The 17,048-nt window shown below is 60.8% G+C and carries 16 protein-coding genes and 1 riboswitch; of the genes, 11 read left to right on the top strand and 5 right to left on the bottom strand.

The features are described from left to right. Positions 1–10: 10 nt before the first annotated feature. The 5 genes from JQF37_RS19440 (at position 11) to JQF37_RS19420 (ending at position 4,884) form a co-directional block, all read left to right on the top strand. Entirely contained in the window at positions 11–232 is a 222-nt protein-coding gene (locus JQF37_RS19440; protein ID WP_130206579.1) for a hypothetical protein, read from the top strand. 12 nt (positions 233–244) lie between these two features. Next, the gene (locus tag JQF37_RS19435; RefSeq protein ID WP_130206581.1) at positions 245–1,240 is read left to right on the top strand and encodes a metalloregulator ArsR/SmtB family transcription factor; all 996 of its coding nucleotides are present in this window, start codon (positions 245–247) and stop codon (positions 1,238–1,240) included. Between the two features lie 19 nt (positions 1,241–1,259). Beyond that, positions 1,260–2,450: a methionine adenosyltransferase gene (metK, locus tag JQF37_RS19430; protein WP_130206583.1), complete on the top strand. Its 1,191-nt coding sequence runs from the start codon at positions 1,260–1,262 to the stop codon at positions 2,448–2,450. Positions 2,451–2,710: 260 nt separating this feature from the next. Then, the gene (gene ligB, locus JQF37_RS19425) at positions 2,711–4,390 is read left to right on the top strand and encodes an NAD-dependent DNA ligase LigB (RefSeq protein ID WP_130206585.1); all 1,680 of its coding nucleotides are present in this window, start codon (positions 2,711–2,713) and stop codon (positions 4,388–4,390) included. A 98-nt stretch (positions 4,391–4,488) separates the two neighbouring features. After that, positions 4,489–4,884 (top strand): DUF1090 domain-containing protein, encoded by a 396-nt coding sequence (locus tag JQF37_RS19420; RefSeq protein ID WP_130206587.1) that lies wholly within the window; start codon positions 4,489–4,491, stop codon positions 4,882–4,884. 130 nt (positions 4,885–5,014) lie between these two features. On the opposite strand, the gene JQF37_RS19415 is transcribed toward JQF37_RS19420, so the two are convergent. Next, positions 5,015–5,464: a cytochrome c gene (locus tag JQF37_RS19415; protein WP_130206589.1), complete on the bottom strand. Its 450-nt coding sequence runs from the start codon at positions 5,462–5,464 to the stop codon at positions 5,015–5,017. A 129-nt stretch (positions 5,465–5,593) separates the two neighbouring features. Between JQF37_RS19415 and JQF37_RS19410 the strand changes: the two genes are divergently transcribed. Further along, entirely contained in the window at positions 5,594–6,778 is a 1,185-nt protein-coding gene (locus JQF37_RS19410; RefSeq protein ID WP_130206591.1) for an MltA domain-containing protein, read from the top strand. Positions 6,779–6,875: 97 nt separating this feature from the next. Here JQF37_RS19410 and JQF37_RS19405 read toward each other — a convergent pair whose 3' ends face one another. Beyond that, positions 6,876–7,259: an MAPEG family protein gene (locus tag JQF37_RS19405; RefSeq protein ID WP_090325967.1), complete on the bottom strand. Its 384-nt coding sequence runs from the start codon at positions 7,257–7,259 to the stop codon at positions 6,876–6,878. A gap of 51 nt (positions 7,260–7,310) precedes the next feature. Further along, entirely contained in the window at positions 7,311–8,144 is an 834-nt protein-coding gene (locus tag JQF37_RS19400; protein ID WP_130206593.1) for an EamA family transporter, read from the bottom strand. Positions 8,145–8,472: 328 nt separating this feature from the next. On the opposite strand from JQF37_RS19400, the gene JQF37_RS19395 reads away from it, so the two are divergent. Next, positions 8,473–9,642: an MFS transporter gene (locus tag JQF37_RS19395; RefSeq protein ID WP_130206595.1), complete on the top strand. Its 1,170-nt coding sequence runs from the start codon at positions 8,473–8,475 to the stop codon at positions 9,640–9,642. Positions 9,643–9,663: 21 nt separating this feature from the next. Here JQF37_RS19395 and JQF37_RS19390 read toward each other — a convergent pair whose 3' ends face one another. Together JQF37_RS19390 and JQF37_RS19385 are read right to left on the bottom strand one after the other, a co-directional pair. Continuing rightward, entirely contained in the window at positions 9,664–10,551 is an 888-nt protein-coding gene (locus JQF37_RS19390) for a formate/nitrite transporter family protein (RefSeq protein ID WP_130206597.1), read from the bottom strand. Positions 10,552–10,727: 176 nt separating this feature from the next. Continuing rightward, positions 10,728–11,135 carry a hotdog domain-containing protein gene (locus JQF37_RS19385; protein WP_130206599.1) on the bottom strand — a complete coding sequence of 136 codons (408 nt, stop codon included), beginning with the start codon at positions 11,133–11,135 and terminating at the stop codon, positions 10,728–10,730. A 198-nt stretch (positions 11,136–11,333) separates the two neighbouring features. Beyond that, positions 11,334–11,436, top strand: a riboswitch (S-adenosyl-L-homocysteine riboswitch). A 23-nt stretch (positions 11,437–11,459) separates the two neighbouring features. Between JQF37_RS19385 and ahcY the strand changes: the two genes are divergently transcribed. The 4 genes from ahcY (at position 11,460) to JQF37_RS19365 (ending at position 16,977) form a co-directional block, all read left to right on the top strand. Continuing rightward, complete coding sequence (ahcY, locus tag JQF37_RS19380) at positions 11,460–12,869, top strand: adenosylhomocysteinase (RefSeq protein WP_130206601.1); 1,410 nt, start codon at positions 11,460–11,462, stop codon at positions 12,867–12,869. 161 nt (positions 12,870–13,030) lie between these two features. Continuing rightward, positions 13,031–13,876, top strand: coding sequence for a methylenetetrahydrofolate reductase [NAD(P)H] (gene metF / locus JQF37_RS19375; RefSeq protein WP_047534440.1), 846 nt, complete (start codon positions 13,031–13,033; stop codon positions 13,874–13,876). A gap of 193 nt (positions 13,877–14,069) precedes the next feature. Then, positions 14,070–14,885, top strand: a complete 816-nt coding sequence (locus tag JQF37_RS19370; RefSeq protein ID WP_130206603.1) for a transporter substrate-binding domain-containing protein — start codon at positions 14,070–14,072, stop codon at positions 14,883–14,885. A 223-nt stretch (positions 14,886–15,108) separates the two neighbouring features. Beyond that, complete coding sequence (locus JQF37_RS19365) at positions 15,109–16,977, top strand: DEAD/DEAH box helicase (RefSeq protein ID WP_130206605.1); 1,869 nt, start codon at positions 15,109–15,111, stop codon at positions 16,975–16,977. Positions 16,978–17,048 lie beyond the last annotated feature (71 nt).

Here is a 17,048-nt window from a genome sequence, read left to right as displayed (position 1 = left end):
AGTGATAAAAATGAAACGGAAAAAAGGCGAGCATTTTCCCTCACACGGACGCCTCGGGGCAATGACAGATAGTCATCTGGGGGCGTTTTTCCCATGGATTGCGGCGCTTTCGCCTGATGAAACCTTTCCGCTGTCCGTTTGTAGAGTTAACCACCTCGCAAGAAGTGCCATCCATCGAGCAATATCAAAACTTTTTGATATTGCCCTTGCGGTGTTTTCGACGCGTGTCTAGACTGCCGGCCTTATGAATTTACGCGTGCCTTCCATTCAACATGACGATTGCGATGAGCTGGCAGCCTTGTGCAAGGCTGGCGGCGATCCTCTGCGGTTGAATGTATTGCGCGCCCTGGCCAACGACTCGTTTGGCGTACTGGAACTGGCGCAGATCTTCGGCATCGGCCAGTCAGGCATGAGTCATCACCTCAAGGTCCTGGCCCAGGCCGACCTGGTGGCGACCCGCCGTGAAGGCAATGCGATTTTCTACCGTCGCGCCCTGCCCCACACCGAACTGCTGGGCGGCAAGCTGCACGCAGCCTTGCTCGAAGAAGTGGACAACCTGTCCTTGCCTGTCGATGTGCAGTCACGGATCACTCTGGTCCACGGGCAACGGGCAGCAGCCAGCCAGGATTTTTTTTCACGGGTCGCGGAGAAGTTTCGCGCCCAGCAAGACTTGATCGCAGGCCTGCCGCAGTACCGCGAAAGCGTGGTGGCCTTGCTCGACAAACTGAGCTTCGGCGCTGGCGCCTCGGCGATTGAAGTCGGCCCCGGCGACGGCGCGTTTCTGCCGGAACTGGCGCGCCGCTTCACACAGGTCACCGCGCTGGACAACAGCCCGGCGATGCTTGAACTGGCCCGCCAGGTTTGCGAACGCGATGCGCTGGCTAACGTTACCCTGCAACTGGCCGATGCATTGAACGGCGTCAGCCTGACGGCAAATTGCGTTGTATTGAACATGGTGTTGCACCATTTCGCCGCGCCGGCCGAAGCGCTCAAGCGCATGGCCGACTTGCTGAAACCAGGCGGTAGCCTGTTAGTGACAGAGTTATGTAGCCACAACCAGAGTTGGGCCAGGGAGGCCTGCGGTGATCTCTGGTTGGGGTTTGAACAGGACGATCTGGCCCGTTGGGCCACCGCTGCGGGACTCGTTCCCGGGGAAAGCCTCTATGTAGGCTTACGTAATGGTTTCCAGATCCAGGTCCGCCATTTTCAGCGACCGGCTGGCAACACTCACCATCGGTAAATATCAGGAAAACATCGAGATGAGCGAATACTCCCTTTTCACCTCCGAGTCCGTGTCTGAAGGGCATCCGGACAAAATCGCCGACCAGATTTCTGATGCGGTGCTGGACGCCATCATTGCTGAAGACAAGTTCGCCCGTGTGGCGTGCGAGACTCTGGTGAAAACGGGCGTGGCGATCATCGCCGGCGAAGTCACCACCTCGGCCTGGGTTGACCTGGAGCAGATCGTCCGTGACGTGATCATCGACATCGGCTACACCAGCTCCAACGTCGGCTTCGACGGTGCGACCTGCGGCGTGATGAACATCATCGGCAAGCAGTCCCCTGACATCAACCAGGGCGTTGACCGTGCCAAGCCTGAAGATCAAGGCGCTGGCGACCAGGGCCTGATGTTCGGCTACGCCAGCAACGAAACCGACGTGCTGATGCCTGCACCGATCACGTTCTCGCACCAGCTTGTACAAAGGCAAGCCGAAGCCCGTAAATCCGGCCTGCTGCCTTGGCTGCGTCCGGACGCCAAGTCGCAAGTGACCTGCCGTTACGAAAACGGCAAGGTGGTCGGCATCGACGCCGTTGTTCTGTCGACCCAGCACAACCCGGAAGTGTCGTACAACGACCTGCGCGAAGGCGTGATGGAGCTGATCGTCAAGCACGTGCTGCCTGCCGAACTGCTGTCCAAGGACACCCAGTTCCACATCAACCCGACTGGTCAGTTCATCATCGGTGGCCCGGTGGGCGACTGCGGCCTGACCGGTCGCAAGATCATCGTTGACAGCTACGGCGGCATGGCCCGTCACGGCGGTGGCGCGTTCTCCGGCAAGGATCCATCGAAGGTTGACCGTTCGGCTGCCTACGCCGGCCGTTATGTCGCCAAGAATATCGTCGCTGCCGGCCTGGCCGAGCGCTGCGAGATCCAGGTTTCCTACGCCATCGGCGTCGCTCAGCCGACTTCGATCTCGTTGAACACCTTCGGCACCGGCAAGATCAGCGACGAAAAAATCGTCAAACTGGTCCGCGAAGTCTTCGACCTGCGCCCATACGCCATCACCAAGATGCTCGACCTGCTGCACCCGATGTACCAGGAAACCGCTGCATACGGCCACTTCGGTCGTACCCCGGCGACCAAGACTGTGGGCGACGACACTTTCACCACATTCACCTGGGAAAAAACCGACCGCGCCGAAGCACTGCGTTCTGCTGCCGGCCTGTAAGCCTTCCCGCGGTACCCAAAAGCCCTGCACGGTTCGCCGTGCGGGGCTTTTTTATGCGTTCTCATCGTATTGCCGCCTTCGCGAGCAAGGATTTTTTTGGGGGGAGGCATATTCTGCGTACATCATCGAACCCTGTGGGAACAGGCTTGCCCGGGAAGAGGCCGGCACTGCCCGCAGAAATACCCGGCAAAACTCCCGCTCCTCGCACCCATCATTAATGACCTAGCTTTCAAACACCCCCATGAGCAAGGACGCTCACGATGTTCCGCAACCTGTGCCTGTCTTTCACCTGCCTGCTCATTTTCTCCTGCCTGAACGCCCATGCAGACCAATGCCCCGACTGGCCTGCTGAACGGGCCTTGATCGAAATCACCGCTCTGCAAAAGCAAATCGAAACCTGGGACGATCACTATCACCGCCAGGGTCGCTCGCTGGTCGCCGATGAGCTGTATGACCAATCCCGGACACGCCTTGCCGAATGGCGCCAATGCTTCAAGCTCGGTTCGTCCACAGAACCACTGCGCACCGCGCGCGGCACGGTTCCCCACCCCATCGTGCACACTGGCCTGGAAAAACTGCGCGACGCCCGCGCCGTCGAGCATTGGCTGCGCGGCCGCTCCGATGTCTGGGTTCAACCCAAAGTCGACGGCGTGGCGGTCACCCTGGTGTATCGCAATGGCCTGCTGGTAAAGGCCATCAGTCGCGGCGACGGCGTAAGTGGCCAGGACTGGACGGCCACGGCGCGCCAGATCCCGGCCATTCCCGGACAACTGTCGCAACCACGGGATTTGCTGGTGCAAGGCGAACTCTACTGGGGCCTGACCGACCACGTACAAGTTCAAGCCGGCAGCCTCAACGCCCGCACCAAGGTGGCCGGCCTGATGGCCCGCAAGGTGCTGGACGCCGGACAGGCGGCGGGTATCGGCCTGTTTGTCTGGGACTGGCCACAGGGGCCCGCGATATTGCTCGCCCGCCATGCGGCCCTGAATGCGCTGGGCTTCCCGGATACCGCCGCCTACAGCCAGCCGATCGATGGTTTTGCCGACGCCGAGCGCTGGCGTGATCACTGGTACCGCTCGCCCCTGCCCTTTGCCAGTGATGGCATCGTCCTGCGTCAGGAACAGCGCCCGCCTGCCGAACGCTGGCAGGCCAAACCGCCGTATTGGATCGCCGCCTGGAAATACCCCTTCGCCCAGGCCCTGGCCGAAGTGCGCAAGGTGCATTTCAAGGTCGGCCGGACCGGGCGCATCACCCCATTGCTGGAGCTGACACCGGTGACACTCGATGACCGGCAAATCAAACGCGTCAGCGCAGGCTCCCTGCAACGCTGGCAAACCCTGGATATTCGCCCGGGCGACCAGGTCGCCATCAGCCTGGCGGGCTTGACCATTCCGAGGCTGGATGGCGTTGTATTGCGTAGCACCGTACGACCCGAATTGAGGGTGCCGGCGGCAGAAGACTTTCATCCGCTCAGTTGCTGGCAACCGACGCCGGGCTGCGAAAGTCAGTTTCTCGCGCGCCTGTCCTGGCTCAGTGGCAAGCAGGGCCTGGCCTTGCCCCAAGTCGGCCCCGGCACCTGGGAAAGACTTCTTGCAACAGGCCATCTGAACAACCTGTTGGATTGGTTGACCCTCGATGCTCAAGAGCTTGCTAACATTGACGGTTTCGGCGAGCGCAGTGCCGCTCGTCTCGTGGACAGTTTCAACAGTGCCCGGCAACGCCCTTTTGTACGCTGGCTGAAAGCGCTGGGCTTGCCGCCGACAGGCCAGGCGAACCTTGCCGGCTCCTGGCAGGAACTGGCCCAGCGAAACACCGAGCAATGGCAGGCCGAGGCCGGTATCGGCCCGGGACGCGCGGCGCAATTGAGCGCATTTTTCCGCGACCCGCAGGTTCTGGCCTTGAGTGAAACCTTGCGTGAGGTGGGGATCGACGGGTTTTAACGATCCAGATGCCCGCCCGCGCGGGAACCCTGTGGTACCGATGCGCTCAAACAAGCCATCGCTGCGTCGACCCGATTGCCTTTTCACCTGGAGCTTTTATGAAATTTCTTTCACCGCTCGCCCTGTTGACCCTCTGCAGCGTGTTGGCCGCCCCGCTGATGGCCGCCGAAGAGGCACCGGAGCTGACCGGTTGCGCCGCCAAGAAGCAAGGCATCATCAATCAGATCGAACTGGCCAAATCCCACGGCAATGCGGACCAGCAGGCCGGCCTGGAAAAAGCCCTGAGCGAAGTCACCGAACATTGCACCGATGCCTCATTGAAAAAGGAACGGGAAAACAGGGTCCTCGACGCCAAGCATGACGTCAGCAAGCGTCAGGCCGACCTCGACAAGGCCATGAAGAAAGGCGATGCCGACAAGATCAACAAGCGCAAGGACAAACTCGCCGAGTCCCGCAAGGAATTGCAGGACGCACTGGATGAGCTGGATAAGTAAGAACGGATAACGATCAGGAATCTCTGGTGTTGCCAAATCGGCCTTCGCAAGCAGGCTCGCCCCCACAGTTGTCCACATTCATCTGTAGGAGCGAGCCTGCTCGCGAAGACATCAGACCGGGTACCGCCGATCAATGATCCCGAAACGCTTTATGACACGCGCTACAGGCGTCTTCGACCTTCTGCACCGCCGGCCCCAGGTTGCCGGCCTTGTAGGGCTGAACCTGACTGGCGATCACCAGTTCACCGGTCGCTGTTTCAAGGTCGCGGGCCATGCCCTGAAAGCGTGCCTGCTGCTCCCAGACATCGCTTTTGGCGCTGGTGTGATCTTCTTCGCGCACTTGAGGAAAATGCTTCCACGGCTCATGGGACAACGCGTCGAGCTTCACGGCACCGTCAGCGAATTTCTGGCCATCGAACGGAATCCGGCCACGCAACATGCCGCCCAGGTCTTCGCCGGTCTTGAGCATCTGCTTGAAAATAGCCTTGCGCTGACCGAGCGGCGAGTTGGGATCGACACCGCCGCAAGCGGTCAACGTCAGGCAGGCCAGCAATACAACAGAAAGTCTTTTAAGAGTCATGGTGGCTTCAAGTCACTGGAAACGGCGGCCAGTATCCTCGCGTCAACAGCAAACACCAATAGCCCTATTATCGATAAGGGTTGCCTGAGCGCATGGAGCACTCAGGCAACCGGCAAAGGAAATTACTCCATGAACAGCCGTTTCAAGGCGTGGCGTCACCGCCTGGCCTGGACCCTGCCGATGGTGGCCCTGCTCGCAGGCTGCACCGGTGGTGACAACAACAAACCGAAAACCCACGCCCTGGCCACCTACTCCAGTGCCACGTGGGAAGCGCTGCCGGCGGTGTCGGATAACGACCTTGTCGCCGGCTTCGGCTCGTGGCGCAGCGCTTGTACCCGACTCAAGGCTGACCCGGTCTGGGGCACGACTTGCACAGCGGCTGCCAACGTCCCGCAGACCGCCAGCGAGATTCGTGGCTTTCTCAAGCAGAACCTTGATGTCTACGGCCTGCGCGCCGCCAACGATAACCCCAACGGCCTGATCACCGGCTACTACGAACCGGTGTACCCCGGCAGCCTGACCCAGACCGCAACGGCGAACATCCCGGTGTATGGCGTGCCTGAAGACATGATCATCGTCTCTCTGGACAGCATCTATCCGGAACTCAAAGGCAAACGCCTGCGGGGCCGGCTCGAAGGTCGCGTGCTCAAACCCTATGACGATGCAGCCACCATCGAGAGCAAGGGCGTCAAGGCGCCGGTGGTGGCCTGGCTGACCGACCCGATGAACCTGCAATTCCTGCAAATCCAGGGATCGGGTCGCATCCAGCTCGACAGTGGCCGTCAGTTGCGCATCGCTTATGCCGATCAGAACGGCCACCCGTATCGACCCATCGGTCGCTGGCTGGTCGAGCAAGGCGAACTGAAGAAAGAAGACGTGACCATGGGTGCGATCAGTACCTGGGCCAAGTCGAATCCGACGCGCATTCCGGAACTGCTGGGCAGCAACCCCAGCTACGTGTTTTTCACCCGCAACCCCGACAGCAACGAAGGGCCTCGTGGTTCGCTGAACGTGCCGCTGACGGCGGGTTACAGCGCGGCGGTGGATCGCAAAGTGATTCCGCTGGGCAGTCTGTTGTGGTTGTCCACCACCAAACCAGACGGTACGGTACTGGTACGCCCCGTGGCGGCACAGGACACCGGCGGCGCAATTGCCGGCGAAGTACGTGCGGACTTGTTCTGGGGCACGGGCGACGCCGCCGGGCAATTGGCCGGGGACATGAAGCAGCAGGGGCAGATCTGGATGCTGTGGCCCAAAGGGGCGGCATTGCCACAAGTACCGCAAGTGGCTGATGCAGAAAAGACCAAACCCTGAGACCAGCGTTGGCCGTTAGATAGTTTTCGCGAGCAGGCTCGCTCCCACATTGGAATGCATACCCCTGTGGGAGCGAGCCTGCTCGCGAAGTGGAGATTCAAACAGACACAACAAAAAACGACACAATCAGGCCCATTCCCACCAGCCAGACCAGCGACCGCAAAATCGCCCAGTCCGCCAGATAGCAAATGATGTAAAGCAGCCGACTGGTGATGAACAACACCGACAGCACATTGATCGTCACCAGTTCGGCATTGCCGACCAGGTGCGCCACGATCACGGCCGCCGCAAACGCCGGGGTCACTTCGAAGCCGTTCAGTTGCGCCGCGTGTGCGCGTCGACCCAAACCATTGAGCGACTCGAGAAAATCCCGGGGGTCATGGTTGTCTTTCAGGTTGTACCTGCCACTGGCCTTGGCGATACCCGTGCACAGATAGGGCAGGAAAATCGCAATCAAAATGCACCATAGAGCAACCGTCATAGAGCAGTCCTTTCTTCACGTTATAGACAATCGGGCTCCCTCGCGGGCCGGTCAGAACTTCATGACCAGCATGCCAACCAACACCAGCCCACAGGCTAAGAGCCGAGGTCTGCCAAAAGGTTCTTTCAGATAGCGCATGCCGAACAGCACCACCAGAATCACACTGATCTCGCGCAACGCCGCCGCTTCGGCAATCGAGCCCAACTGCATGGCCCACAGCACCAGAGCGTAGCTGAACAATACGCAGAACCCGACCGCCAGCCCCAATCGCCACTGCTCACGCCAAAACAGCTTGAATGCCGGCCGCTTGCTCACCCAGGCCAGCAACGGAAATGGCCAGGCACTGAGCAACGTCACCCAGACCAGGTAATCCAGCGGATGCGACCAGCGCCGCAGCGCCTGGCCGTCAATGTAGGTGTAGCAACCGATGCACAAGCCAATCAGCGCCACCACCGGCAACATCGACCACGGCAAACGCGCACCGCCGCCGCCCTGCCAAAGCAGGCACAACATGCCGAGCGGGATCAACAGAATCCCGAAAATCTGCTGATCCGTCAGCGACTCACCGGCAAAGATCAGGGTCAGCGCCAGCACCACCAGCGGCGACAAGCCTCGCATCAGGGGATAGACCAACCCCAGGTCGCCGACCCGATAGGCCTGGATCAGCAAGTAGCGATAGAGCAACTCGAACGCGGCTGACGCCAGGATCCACGGCCAGATGTCCAGCGGCGGCAACGCCACGAACGGCAGCATGATGGCGACAAAGAGCAACGCCACGCTGTCCATGCAGGCCACCACCAGCAGCCGTTCGGCGCTGAATTTGATCAGGGTATTCCACGCCGCGTGCAACAGCGCCGCTACCAACACCAGTGCTGTTGCAAACACGGCACACTCCTTTTGTTGAACCCCAACCTGTAGAAGCGAGCCTGCTCGCGAAAAACGTGAAGGCAACGCAGCCAGCCAGTGCCTACGCGTCTTCGTTCACGTCCATCGCGACGGTGCGACGATTCGACAGGCTCGCTCCTACAGTATTCGGGCAGATAATTGATTCGCCATAGGTCAGCGGCTGTTTATACTGCAAGCGACCACGCCGCACTCAGTTGCGCACAGACCAATTCCAATAAAATCTGCCCCTGCCCGCTCTCATCGAGAACGGACGTTGGCGCGCGTATGCCTGATCACAGCGTCAAGACTACCGACAGAGACCTTGCGCATGCCACTCGCTTTGCTTGCCCTCGCTGTTGCCGCGTTCGGCATCGGCACCACCGAATTCGTCATCATGGGCCTGTTGCCCGACGTCGCCCGCGATCTGGCCGTGAGCATTCCTCATGCCGGATTGCTGATCACCGGCTATGCACTGGGCGTAGTGTTCGGTGCGCCGATCCTTGCCGTCGGCACGGCGAACATGCCGCGAAAGGCCACGCTGCTGGGCATGACGCTGATGTTCATTCTGGGCAACATGCTTTGCGCGTTGGCGCCGAACTACGCCACGCTGATGGCCGCGCGAGTGATTACGGCGCTCTGTCACGGTGCATTCTTCGGCATCGGCTCAGTGGTGGCCGCCGGACTGGTGGCGCCGAACAAACGGGCCCAGGCGATTGCCATGATGTTCACCGGCCTGACCCTGGCCAACGTGCTCGGCGTGCCACTGGGCACGGCGCTCGGTCAATATGCCGGCTGGCGATCGACCTTCTGGGCGGTGTCGGTGATCGGCGTGATCGCCGCGATTGCTCAGTGGGTGTGGCTGCCCAGGAACATCGCCATGGACAAAGCCAACCTGGCCAGCGAATTCAAGGTGCTGGGAAAAACCAATGTGCTGCTCGCGCTGGGCATGAGCGTGTTGGCATCGACCAGTCTGTTCAGCGTGTTCACCTACATTGCGCCGATCCTGCAGGACATCACCGGCGTCAGCCCCCACGGCGTGACCCTCATGCTGCTGTTGTTCGGCGTCGGTTTGACGGCAGGCAGCATGCTCGGCGGGCGCCTGGCCGACAGCCGCCTGCTGCCGTCACTGGTCGGCATGGCGCTGGCCGTGGTGGTGGTATTGGCTGCGTTCAGCCAGACCAGCCACTCGGTGATCCCGGCCGCCATCACGCTGGTGCTGTGGGGAATCTTTGCCTTCGCCCTGTGCCCGATCCTTCAATTGCTGATCATCGATCAGGCCCATGAGGCACCAAACCTGGGTTCGACCCTGAATCAGAGCGCATTCAATCTCGGCAACGCAGCGGGCGCCTGGATCGGCGGCCTGGTGGTGGCCAGCGGTGCCGACCTGGCCGACCTGCCCTGGACGGGCGCGCTGGTCAGCGGCTTGACCGTACTGACAGCGCTGTATTTCATCTATCTGCAGCGGCGCAATGCCGCCGTGGTCAATGTGCCCGGTTGAGCCTTGGCCTTGGTGGCCTGATCACTTTTCGACCTTCTGCGGATCGGACTCCCGGTCTCGGTCCGCCGCTTCCTTTGGTGCATCGCCTTCGCTACGAATTTGCGCATGACTGATCAGCGCGAAGATGAAGCTGCCACCGATGATGTTCCCCGCCAGCGTCGGCCCGGCGAACACCAGCCAGAAATCCTTCCACGGCAGCTCGCCGGCGAACACCAGGTAGGAAACCTCCGCCGAACCGACCACGATGTGGGTGAAATCCCCCAGGGCCATGAGGTAGGTGATGAGGATGATGATCCACATCTTGGCGCTCTCCATGGATGGAATCATCCAGACCATGGTGGCGATCATCCAGCCGGAGACGATGCCCTTGGCGAACATCTGGCTGGCATCGTTCTCCATGACCTTGCGCCCGATGTCGAGAAAGGCCACGTCGGTTTTGCTGTCGAAGATCGGCAGCTCCAGCATGACGTAGGCCACCAGCAAGGTGCCGCACAGATTGCCGACCAGCACCACCGTCCACAGCCTGAGCAATCGACCGAAGTTGGCCAGCGTGGGCTTGCTCATGATCGGCAGTACGGCGGTCAGGGTGTTTTCGGTGAACAACTGTTGGCGGGCGAGGATCACCGCGAGAAAACCCGCGCAGTAACCGAAACTGGCAATCACCTTGAAGCCTTCACCCGCTGGCAGCCGGGAATTGAGCAAGCCCATGCCCATCAGGGAAAGGCCCATGGTCAGGCCGGCGGCCAGCGCCGACCACCACAGCGCGGCGATGCTGCGCTCAAGCTCCTGATCGCCCTGGGTGCGGATGATTTCGTGCAGCACCGCCGCGCGCGGCGGCTGGCTTTTTTCGACCTCATGTTGTTCTTTCACCGAGAGGTCGGGGGTCTTGCCGTCTTTTTGAGTGTCCATGGGGCTCCTGAACCGCTGGCGTGCGATTTAGTTACGACCCTTGCGGTTCGGAGCTGTTCAGTCGTTGCGGCGATGTCGGCGCTTTTGTAGGAACCGGTTTGCCGGCGATGGCCTCGGCGCGGCCTCACCGAGATTTCGGCGGGGATGCACATGGCGCCATCGCGAGCAGGCTGGCATCACTTGCCGACCGGCACTTCGTCCTTGAACTGGTCTTTGACGTACTTGATCTCGGTGCGGCCGTGGGGCGCCGGCAGACCGTCTTCACCGAGGTTCACAAACACCATTTTTTCAACGGTGAGGATGCTTTTGCGGGTGATCTTGTTGCGCACTTCACAGGTCAGGGTGATCGAGGTGCGACCGAATTCGGTGGCAGTGATGCCCAGTTCGATGATGTCGCCCTGGCGCGAGGCGCTGACGAAGTTGATTTCCGAAATGTACTTGGTGACGACGCGCTGGTTGCCCAACTGGACGATGGCGTAAATCGCCGCCTCTTCGTCGATCCAGCGCAACAGGCTACCGCCGAACAGGGTGCCATTGGGGTTGAGGTCTTCTGGTTTAACCCATTTGCGGGTGTGGAAATTCATATTCACTCCTGAGCGTCTTGCCGAATGATGGGCGCTATCTTGGCAGACCCCGGGCTAGAGCTCTATTAACCATCGACTATGGTCTCGATTACCGTTCGGACATCGAACAACAGAAAGACTTTGGAAGATCCGCATAGCCCGCTATAATCGCCCCCGTTTCAAAACGGTAACCTCAACCTGGTACCGTTTTCCCGCCACCTGTCCGAGGGGCGCTGCAGCAGGTTCAACCTGTCAGGCTCGGATGGGGCGTTGCTTGGCTGTCATCGGCCAGACACTAAACGCACAACGGCGCCCATTCGCATACATTACGAATGGAGGCTCTTCATGAGCGCTGTTATCACGCCTGCAGATTTTACCGATTACAAAGTGGCCGACATGTCCCTGGCTGCCTGGGGCCGTCGCGAAACCATCATCGCCGAATCCGAAATGCCAGCCCTGATGGGTCTGCGCCGCAAGTACTCCGAAGAGCAACCGCTCAAGGGCGCGAAGATCCTCGGCTGCATCCACATGACCATTCAGACTGCCGTGCTGATCGAAACCCTGGTTGCCCTGGGTGCCGAAGTACGCTGGTCGTCCTGCAACATTTTCTCGACTCAAGACCAGGCCGCTGCGTCCATCGCCGCTGCCGGCATTCCGGTTTTCGCCTGGAAAGGCGAAACCGAAGAAGAGTACGAGTGGTGCCTGGAGCAAACCATCCTCAAGGATGGCGCGCCTTGGGATGCCAACATGATCCTCGACGACGGCGGCGACCTGACCGAGCTGCTGCACAAGAAATACCCGCAGGTTCTGGATCGCGTCCACGGCGTGACCGAAGAAACCACCACCGGCGTACACCGCCTGCTGGACATGCTGGCCAAGGGCGAGCTGAAAATCCCGGCCATCAACGTCAACGACTCGGTCACCAAGAGCAAGAACGACAACAAGTACGGCTGCCGTCACAGCCTGAACGATGCGATCAAGCGCGGCACCGACCACCTGCTGTCCGGCAAGCAAGCGCTGGTCATCGGTTACGGTGACGTGGGCAAGGGCTCGGCTCAGTCCCTGCGTCAGGAAGGCATGATCGTTAAAGTGTCCGAAGTCGACCCGATCTGCGCCATGCAAGCCTGCATGGACGGTTTCGAAGTGGTTTCGCCGTTCATCGACGGGATCAACAACGGTACCGAAGCCAGCATCGACAAGGCTCTGCTGGGCAAGATCGACCTGATCGTGACCACCACCGGCAACGTTAATGTTTGCGACTCGAACATGCTCAAAGCCCTGAAGAAGCGCGCCGTTGTCTGCAACATCGGCCACTTCGACAACGAAATCGACACCGCTTTCATGCGCAAGAACTGGGCATGGGAAGAAGTGAAGCCACAGGTGCACAAGATCCACCGTACCGGTCCTGGCGCATTCGATGCCCAGAACGACGACTACCTGATCCTGCTGGCCGAAGGCCGCCTGGTAAACCTGGGCAACGCCACTGGCCACCCAAGCCGCATCATGGACGGTTCCTTCGCCAACCAGGTTCTGGCCCAGATCTTCCTGTTCGGTCAAAAGTACGCCGACCTGTCGCCAGCCCAGAAAGCCGAGCGCCTGACCGTTGAAGTACTGCCGAAGAAACTCGACGAAGAAGTGGCCCTGGAAATGGTCCGTGGCTTCGGCGGCGTGGTGACTCAACTGACCAAGACCCAGGCCGACTACATCGGCGTGACCGTCGAAGGTCCGTTCAAGCCGCACGCTTACCGCTACTGACAGGCCGGCTCCTCCCCTGTAGGAGCGAGCCTGCTCGCGATGGACGTTAACGATAACGCGTGCTGCCTGGCTGAACGCGTTGCCCTCACGCTTTTCGCGAGCAGGCTCGCTCCTGTAGGGAGGGGCCTGCGTCCGCTTTACGCGTTTCCAAGGATATGACCATGTCCCAAGATCGTCGCTACAGCTTCGAGTTCTTCCCTACGAAGACCGACGCTGGGCATGAAAAGCTGCTCGCCACTGCCCGCCAGCTGGCAACCTACAACCCCGATTTCTTCTCCTGCACCTACGGCGCTGGCGGTTCGACCCGTGATCGCACCCTCAACACCGTGTTGCAGCTCGAAAGCGAAGTCAAAGTACCTGCCGCGCCGCACCTGTCTTGCGTGGGCGACAGCAAGGATGACTTGCGCGGCCTGCTGAGCCAGTACAAGGCTGCCGGCATCAAACGTATCGTTGCCCTGCGCGGTGACCTGCCTTCGGGCATGGGCATGGCCAGCGGCGAATTGCGCCACGCCAATGACCTGGTTGAATTCATTCGTGAAGAGACCGGTGATCATTTCCACATCGAAGTGGCCGCTTACCCGGAGATGCACCCGCAAGCGCGCAATTTCGAAGACGATATCGCCAACTTCGTCCGCAAGGCCAAAGCCGGCGCCGACAGCGCAATCACCCAGTACTTCTTCAACGCCGACAGCTACTTCTATTTTGTCGAGCGTGTACGGGCACTGGGGGTGAACATCCCGATCGTGCCGGGGATCATGCCGATCACCAACTACAGCAAACTCGCACGCTTCTCCGACGCCTGCGGTGCGGAAATTCCGCGCTGGATCCGCAAGCAACTGGAAGCCTACGGCGACGACACCCAGAGCATTCAACGCTTTGGTGAGCAAGTCATCACCGAGATGTGCGAACGCCTGCTGCAAGGTGGTGCGCCAGGGCTGCACTTCTACACACTGAATCAGGCCGAAGCGAGCCTGGCGGTGTGGAACAATCTGAAGTTGCCGCGCTAAAAGCGATCAAAGCAAGACCAAAAGATCGCCGCCCGCAAAGGCGCCTGCTTGGAAACCGACGTTTCTGCAGGCACCTTCGCGGGCGGCGATCTTTTGCTTTAAACAGCACATTTGTTGATGCGCAACACACGGAGATAGAGCTTCTGGATCCAGTTTCTGGCTCTTTCCCGTTTCTCGTCGTAATCTCAAACCTATGCCTTTGATCACACAGTTAATCGCCGTGCTTGTTTTCACTTGCCTGAGCTTTGCCGCCCGGGGCGAGAAATTGCGCATTGTCACGGAACCCTGGGCTCCTTACGTCTATGAGGAGAACGGTAAATCCCTGGGGCTTGACTACGAAACCACGGCAATTGTCTTCAAGCGCCTGGGTATCGAAGTCGAGTGGCAATTCCTGCCGTGGAAACGCTGCCTGTCGATGCTTGAAACCGGCCAGGCCGATGGCGCGCTGGACATTTTCCACAGCGATGAACGCGACGCGACCCTGCTCTACCCCAGCGAACCGCTCTCCGAAGTACAGTTCGTGATGTTCTACGCCAACGAACGACCGCACCCCTTCCGCACGCTCGACGAACTGCGCGGCCTGACCATCGGCACCTCGCCGGGCTACCTGTACAGCCAGGACTTCAGGGAATCGACACTGTTCACCCGTGAACCGGCGCCGAGCCATGAAGCCAACTTCGGCAAACTGGTACGCGGGCGGATCGACCTGCTGATTACCGATCGCCGCGTCGGCCAGCACCTGCTCGACGCGCTGCACATCCGCGACCAAATCACCGAAAACCCGACCGTCATCAGCCAGCAGAGCCAATTCCTGGCAGTGCGGCGCAATGCCGGCATGGACTTGCTGGTGCAACGCTTCGGCGCCGAACTCAAGCGCTTCAAGCGCGAGCCGGCCTATGCAGAGCTAAGCGCCCGTTACGGTGCCGACCCGGCCACCGTGGTGACCCCGACGGGGCCCACCGCCACTGCGACAAAAACCGTTGAGCAGCAGGAAAGCGGCGCGCAGTGATTGCTCTGTTATACTCCGGCCTTCCCGCCAGGCTCACGCCCGGACGCTCGGAATCGTTCAAGGCATCTCGACCCCGCTACAGCGCAGCTTTCCGGCCCGCGCGAGCGCTCCAGACGAGCTTTCGAAACCCAGTAGGACCGGACGGGATTGCGTTCCTCTTAAACGCCATTCGCGCCAGGCAAGACTCCCATTGGGCCAAGCCCTAACTAAAACAGGATTACTCATGTCCTTTGCTTCCCTCGGTCTCTCCGAGGCTTTAGTCCGCGCCATCGAGGCAGCGGGCTATACCGAGCCTACTCCGGTGCAACAGCGGGCCATTCCCGCCGTGTTGCAAGGTCGCGACCTGATGGTCGCGGCACAGACAGGTACTGGTAAAACCGGCGGTTTCGCCCTTCCGATCCTGGAGCGGTTGTTCCCGAACGGTCATCCGGACAAATCCCAGCGTCATGGCCCGCGTCAACCGCGCGTACTGGTCCTGACCCCTACTCGCGAGCTCGCCGCGCAAGTACACGAAAGTTTCAAGGTCTACGCACGTGACCTGAAATTCGTCAGCGCCTGCATCTTCGGCGGCGTCGGCATGAACCCGCAGGTCCAGGCCATGTCCCGCGGTGTAGACGTGCTGGTGGCCTGCCCTGGCCGCCTGCTCGACCTCGCCGGCCAAGGCAGCGTCGATCTGTCCCACGTGGAAATCCTCGTGCTGGACGAAGCCGACCGCATGCTCGACATGGGCTTCGTCCACGACGTGAAAAAGGTCCTGGCCCGCCTGCCGGCCAAACGGCAGAACCTGCTGTTCTCGGCAACCTTCTCCAAGGACATCACCGACCTCGCCGGCAAGTTGCTGCATAACCCGGAACGCATCGAAGTCACGCCGCCGAACACCACGGTCGAGCGCATCGAGCAACGCGTCTTCCGCCTGCCGGCCAACCACAAGCGCTCCTTGCTGGCGCACCTGATTACCGCCGGTGCCTGGGAACAAGTGCTGGTGTTCACCCGTACCAAGCACGGCGCCAACCGCCTGGCCGAGTACCTGGACAAACACGGCCTGAGCGCTGTCGCGATCCACGGCAACAAGAGCCAGAACGCCCGCACCAAAGCCCTGGCCGACTTCAAGGCCGGTGACGTACGCATCCTGGTCGCCACCGACATCGCCGCCCGCGGCCTGGACATCGACCAGTTGCCACACGTGGTCAACTTCGAACTGCCGAACGTCGACGAAGACTACGTGCACCGTATCGGCCGGACTGGCCGTGCCGGTCGTTCGGGTGAAGCGATCTCGCTGGTTGCCCCGGACGAAGAAAAACTGCTGAAAAGCATCGAACGCATGACCAAGCAGAAAATCGCCGACGGTGATCTGATGGGCTTCGATTCGAGCGCGGTGGAAGCCGAGAAGCCTGAAGTCCGCGAGCGTCCGGATGTGCGTAACCCGCGCAACCCACGTGGCCCGCGCGGCGATGGCCCGAACGGCAGCGGTGGCGGTCGCAAGGACAAGGGCAAGGACAAAGGCAAGGAAAAACCGGCGGCCTCCGGTCGCGGCGAGCGCCCGGCCCGTGAGCAAAAGCCACGCGAAGGCACGCCGGCCCGCGAACAGCGCCAGCCAAGCCAGCCGCCACGCGCCGCTGCTGATCGTGCCCCGGACGAGTTCCTGGACGACGATATCGATAACTTCGGTAACCGCGTCGACTACGTGCCACAGCAGAAGCCGGCCCAGGGCCGTGGCCGCCGTCCGGGTGCTCCGGCACAAGGCACGACAGCCGGTTCGGGCGCACCACGTGGCGGCAAGCCGCAAGGTCGCCAGAACGGTCCGCGCAACAGCGATGGCGCCAGCACCGGCACGCCACCGGCCAAACGCAGCGGCCCACGCAATGGCGCGCCTCGTGACGGCCAGGCCCGTCGCGAAGACTCGCGTAACCGCCGTCCGGCCCGCGACGACCAGCCTCGTTCGGAACCGGCCGTGCAGAACCCGCGTGGCCCGGCACCGAAGATCATGCACAAGGAGTCGAAGGCTGATCGCTTCCCGACACCTGAGCAACTGGATCAACTGCCAAGCCGTCCTCGCGGAGAAAAACCGGCATTGCTGACCCGCAATCGCTGAGTTATCGCTGAAATAAAAAATGCCCCGACTCAAAAGAGCCGGGGCATTTTTTATGGGACAACACAATCCCT

It is taken from the genome of Pseudomonas sp. MIL9, from assembly GCF_016887925.1.
GTDB lineage: Bacteria > Pseudomonadota > Gammaproteobacteria > Pseudomonadales > Pseudomonadaceae > Aquipseudomonas > Aquipseudomonas mohnii.
The sequence above is the reverse complement of the archived record's forward strand: the minus strand, read 5'-3'. Positions and strand labels throughout refer to the sequence as shown.

Bases quoted from the DNA above. Each gene is read 5' to 3' on its own strand.
- JQF37_RS19420 (WP_130206587.1), top strand. From the start codon at position 4,489: ATGAAATTTCTTTCACCGCTCGCCCTGTTGACCCTCTGCAGCGTGTTG.
- JQF37_RS19415 (WP_130206589.1), bottom strand. From the start codon at position 5,464: ATGACTCTTAAAAGACTTTCTGTTGTATTGCTGGCCTGCCTGACGTTG.
- metK (WP_130206583.1), top strand. From the start codon at position 1,260: ATGAGCGAATACTCCCTTTTCACCTCCGAGTCCGTGTCTGAAGGGCAT.
- metF (WP_047534440.1), top strand. From the start codon at position 13,031: ATGTCCCAAGATCGTCGCTACAGCTTCGAGTTCTTCCCTACGAAGACC.
- JQF37_RS19440 (WP_130206579.1), top strand. From the start codon at position 11: ATGAAACGGAAAAAAGGCGAGCATTTTCCCTCACACGGACGCCTCGGG.
- JQF37_RS19435 (WP_130206581.1), top strand. From the start codon at position 245: ATGAATTTACGCGTGCCTTCCATTCAACATGACGATTGCGATGAGCTG.
- JQF37_RS19405 (WP_090325967.1), bottom strand. From the start codon at position 7,259: ATGACGGTTGCTCTATGGTGCATTTTGATTGCGATTTTCCTGCCCTAT.
- ahcY (WP_130206601.1), top strand. From the start codon at position 11,460: ATGAGCGCTGTTATCACGCCTGCAGATTTTACCGATTACAAAGTGGCC.
- JQF37_RS19370 (WP_130206603.1), top strand. From the start codon at position 14,070: ATGCCTTTGATCACACAGTTAATCGCCGTGCTTGTTTTCACTTGCCTG.
- JQF37_RS19385 (WP_130206599.1), bottom strand. From the start codon at position 11,135: ATGAATTTCCACACCCGCAAATGGGTTAAACCAGAAGACCTCAACCCC.
- JQF37_RS19390 (WP_130206597.1), bottom strand. From the start codon at position 10,551: ATGGACACTCAAAAAGACGGCAAGACCCCCGACCTCTCGGTGAAAGAA.
- ligB (WP_130206585.1), top strand. From the start codon at position 2,711: ATGTTCCGCAACCTGTGCCTGTCTTTCACCTGCCTGCTCATTTTCTCC.
- JQF37_RS19395 (WP_130206595.1), top strand. From the start codon at position 8,473: ATGCCACTCGCTTTGCTTGCCCTCGCTGTTGCCGCGTTCGGCATCGGC.
- JQF37_RS19365 (WP_130206605.1), top strand. From the start codon at position 15,109: ATGTCCTTTGCTTCCCTCGGTCTCTCCGAGGCTTTAGTCCGCGCCATC.
- JQF37_RS19410 (WP_130206591.1), top strand. From the start codon at position 5,594: ATGAACAGCCGTTTCAAGGCGTGGCGTCACCGCCTGGCCTGGACCCTG.